Origin of the sequence: Micromonospora sp. NBS 11-29 (assembly GCF_002140155.1) — a bacterium.
Lineage (GTDB): Bacteria > Actinomycetota > Actinomycetes > Mycobacteriales > Micromonosporaceae > Micromonospora.
Genome location: NZ_NAPR01000034.1, coordinates 1 through 4,149 on the forward strand (window position 1 = coordinate 1; position 4,149 = coordinate 4,149).

The window sequence follows — 4,149 nt, forward strand, 5'->3', positions numbered from 1 at the left end:
CTGGCACACCCACCAGGCACAGCACGACGAGACGGCTATCGTTCAGCCTGAGCCCACCGGCGCCAGGTAACCAACCCTCCGGCGAACCGGGGGAACCTCAGGCGGTTCCCCTCGTCCCATCCAGTTGCTGTCAGCGCTGCTGTCGGCGCTGCTGCCGCACACGGTTCACGAAGAGGGCTAGCAATCACCACTGAGCCGCCTGGTCGAACAGCGCCAACATTCCGTGCCTGTCCCGGATCTTGCGACGGGGCCCACCTGCTTATTACGAAGTTGGTCTCGGGGCGCTGGTCCGCTGCCCGGCAGTCTTCGCTGACCTAGTGTCTGTTTGCGGCTGCTCGCCTGCTTGGCTACCGGAGAGGGAAGGTGATTGTTGTTTGACCTGCTCCACAACTTCCTCTAGGGCTGGGCCACGTAGACGATCACAAGCTTGCGGTATCCAGAAGAAGACAGTGCGTACAGCGATTCGGGGAACCCGCAGACCGAGACTCGATGCTAGCTTGTCGCTGTGCCGCTACCGATGTCCAAATCTAAGCTCAACCAGCTGGGGGACCGGCTTGCCAGAGCTGTTGACGACGAACCGGACGAAGCCGACATAGCAGCTCTGAAGGACGTGATTAGGTACTACCAGCAGGTCCTTGACGAGGTCAAGCTGCGCCTAGACTCTCTTGGCTTTGGAGAGGCCGGAACTCGCGTTAAGACTCTCGGCACGCTAATAGAAAAGCTGCAACGTGAGTCTGGCATGCAACTAGCCCGAGTCCAGGATTTTGCGGGGGCGCGCCTGGTGATCGAGGGCGGGCGACGAGAGCAGGATGCAATAGTCGGAAAGATCTCTGAGCACTTCTCCGACTTAACCAAGCCACCGCGGGTATTCGATAGACGTCTAAACCCATCGTTTGGGTACCGGGNGCCATGCAGAACTCTTGGGCCCAGGTGATGGAAGGCCTTGCCGACCGGTGGGGGCGCGGCATCCGGTATGGAGAACCCCCAAACGAACCTGATCGGCTGGTTGATCCTCTTCCTGGACGTTCGGTTACTCGGGCAGAATTTGTGGTGGCAATCCGCAAAGCCAGCGACGTTATCGACAGGCTCGAAGTGCGTGAAGAGATGGCACGGGAGGTAGCGCACTTCCTCGCATGCTTCGATAACGGTGATCTTACTGGAATGCGCGAAATCGTTGGGGACGACGACGGGAGCAGCGCGGGCTTCCCCGGCCTTACTGGCGATGAGGCTGAGGATGCCCACCGGATCTATCACTGGATTCGGAAGAGAATAAGGGCTTTCGTCCACCTGGTCTTTGAGGATCGTCGACGGGCGGGGAGGCTGGTCCGAAGATCGATGCCATTGCGAGGGGAGGTCACGACCGCACAGGCTTATGAAGCCCTCGGGTTGTGCCTCAGCCTGATCAAGATTAAGATGCGCGAACTCAACAAGAGTCATACGGAACGCCAGCGCAAGGTTCGGGGTAGCATGGAAGCCTTGGAGCGCGTGGTAGAGCATGGAGGCATCAGATGAAGCACTACCTGGTGGTGTTTGATCGTAGCTCAGGCTCGATTGTCCGATCTTCAGAGCATGTCCAGGCAAGCGACGCCTTGGACGCTCGCTTCGAGGCCGAGGCAGCGCACCGTCGGAACCGAGACATCGAGGTAGTTGTGCTGGGTGCCGCCTCGTGGGGTGCCCTTCGCCGCACTCACGGTCGCTACTTTCAGAGCGTTCGAGAGTTGGCCAACGGTGCCTTCGATCGCATCCAGGAGGCCTCCGCAGCAGCGGTTTAGCCGGCTAGATGGGGACAGCTTGAGCCATGACGGACGGCAGGAGCACCGACCCCGACTAGACGCCCCCAGCACGCTGTTGACGCTGGGGGCGTCTAGTCNCTCGCCCTAGGAGTAGACATGCTACCGCAATGGGTGACATTTATCACACTAGCAGCCTTAAGACGCGAGGTGCCGACGGCTCGGGTGTCTAGGTAGACAGCTGGTGCCAGTTTCTCGCCCTTGATCGTCGGAATGAACTGCATCCTCATGGCTGCCTCCTTGTTCCGGCGGCGACAGTTTTATCCTTCATGTCCGCAAACCAGTCATTCGTGGCCCGCAGCGTCTTTGTCGTCTCCATCATCCAGAACCGGTCTAGCTCTCTCTTGACTACCAGTTCGCCGTGCCACTTGTCGATACAGACGAGCAGAACCGCTATCCCGTGCCGCATCCTGTGCGGGAATGGCTGATCCTTATGTTCCGGTAGCTCAACACCCGAGGAATAATGGACGACCGGCCCGAGGGACTCAAGAAACCTATTTTCCTCGTTTGGACCGATGGCCGCGTCAAGATTATGTGCTGCCTGANTGCCAGCCGCGCACTTGCGAGCTTTTCTGGACGCTCGACGCTTACGTTAAACAAGCGAATCAGGGCTGACTCCACCCAAAGGTGGCCTCGAAGGACGATTTCTAGCGGCACTTCAGACCCAACGTGGGCAAGGAACCGCTGCTCACTAGCCTCATCGAGAAGCTTGCCCGGATGGAAAGTAAGAAGATCTATATACTCGTCAGGAGGTGGCGAAAGGCGATTTGGAACCCACCAATTGGTTATTACCTCCTGCATTCGCTTCCGCTCGTCCTCAGACAGCACCTCGACAACATCCGAGATCATTTGTCGAATCTCACTGTCAGTTTCTGCGGCGGCGGCCAGCGGCAATTCCTCCATCGCTTCAACAGGCACAGCCCACGCCTGGGCTGGTCTTTGCGAGCGTAGTGCAACTCGGGGCCTTTCGGATGTGCGCGACTACGGAGGGTTCGGCGCTTTTAGACCAGTCGAGGTGAAGAATGCGATCGAGTGAGTTAATTTGATGATCCGGCGCACCTGGCATTCTGCTATCGGGGCAACTTCTTGTCACTACCGTGCCCGGAGCGGGTCGGTTGTCCGGACGTCCGGCTATACGACCTGCGACACACCGTCGTGTCTCTACTGATGGAGCTGGGCGTCCCGCCGCACGTCGTCCAAGCCATCGCCCGGCACGCGGATGTGAAGCTGACCCTCAAGGTCTATTCGCACGCCAACCTCGACGCCATGCGCCAGGCGCTCGGCAAGCTCGACGGAACCGTTGCTGCCACCGCCTGGGGAGTGATCTTCCTGAGGCGGTTTGCGCTGCTGGTGAGTGGTGGGCGCGGCAGGTTTCGAACCTGCGACCCCTCGCTTGTAAGTTCTGGGCGCTCTGTCCGGGCGCGTCTGCGCACGTCTCTGACGTCGGGCACTGGTCCGTCGTCCTCCGTCACTGGTCCCCGTCATCCGGCCCGGTTGCTGTCACCGTTGCTGTCGATCGCAACCGGGCCATGGAGCCTGGGACCTCGCCGGGCTGTCAGCTTGGGAAGCAGGTTGATCTACACGGTGGGGTAGTTGCAGCATCAGGGAGAGATCGCTGACGAACGTTGATCGTCGGACAGATCACGTGCCCCTGTCGCCCCGACCGCTGCGTCGGGCACGGATAGGGCATGGGCCGGGCCCAGACGAGACGTACGTCGGTGGCGTAGCTGCCAGCAGAGACGGGTGAGGTCACGTGCTCTTGGAAATCGACGGCCGCAAGGTGCGAACCGAAGCCGACCTTCACCAACTCCTCGCCGGTGCTCTCGACTTCGGGCCGTACTACGGTGCGAACCTGGATGCTCTGTGGGACCGACTGAGCAGGGATGTCCCCCGTCCAGTCGCAGTCGTCTGGATTGACTGGCAGGTCAGCGAGAGAAATCTCGGAGCGGAGCGATTCGGAAGGATCTGCGGCCTACTGCGAGCCGTGGAAGCCGAGGAGCGAGAGGCTGGTCACGAGGATCGGTTTACGTTCGAGTTGCGATAACCTCTTCGTCCCGAGGGAATCACCAGCCATCGATGAGCTGGGCCAGCAGCAGCGCTCGGACTGCCCGGACGGGCCGCCGCAGTCCATGGACGTCCAGCGTTGCTCGTGCCCACCGTCACCTAGTGCCTCGTCATGCAGCCTTGAACGGGTAATCCGGGTGGCGGATCTTGGATTCGGTGGCGAATCCGGCTTTCGGGTGGGCTCGGTGGTTGCGCCAGCGAATGTGGGCGCCGATCGCGGCGTCCTGCTCGGCGTGACTGCGGTGGTCGGTGCCGTTGAGGGCGAAGTAGCGGACCGCGGCGAACTCGGCCTCGA

Annotated in this window: 2 protein-coding genes and 1 pseudogene; 2 read left to right on the forward strand and 1 reads right to left on the reverse strand. The window is 60.6% G+C overall.

All coding sequences use genetic code 11. The annotated features are described in order from the left end of the window. Window positions 1–1,050 precede the first annotated feature (1,050 nt). Window positions 1,051–1,512: a hypothetical protein gene (locus tag B1205_RS28395; RefSeq protein WP_089158401.1), complete on the forward strand. Its 462-nt coding sequence runs from the start codon at window positions 1,051–1,053 to the stop codon at window positions 1,510–1,512. Between the two features lie 2,031 nt (window positions 1,513–3,543). Further along, window positions 3,544–3,834: a barstar family protein gene (locus B1205_RS28410; protein ID WP_089158403.1), complete on the forward strand. Its 291-nt coding sequence runs from the start codon at window positions 3,544–3,546 to the stop codon at window positions 3,832–3,834. Window positions 3,835–3,964: 130 nt separating this feature from the next. Here B1205_RS28410 and B1205_RS28415 read toward each other — a convergent pair. Further along, window positions 3,965–4,149 (reverse strand): annotated as a pseudogene (locus tag B1205_RS28415) (IS630 family transposase); the annotation flags it as partial.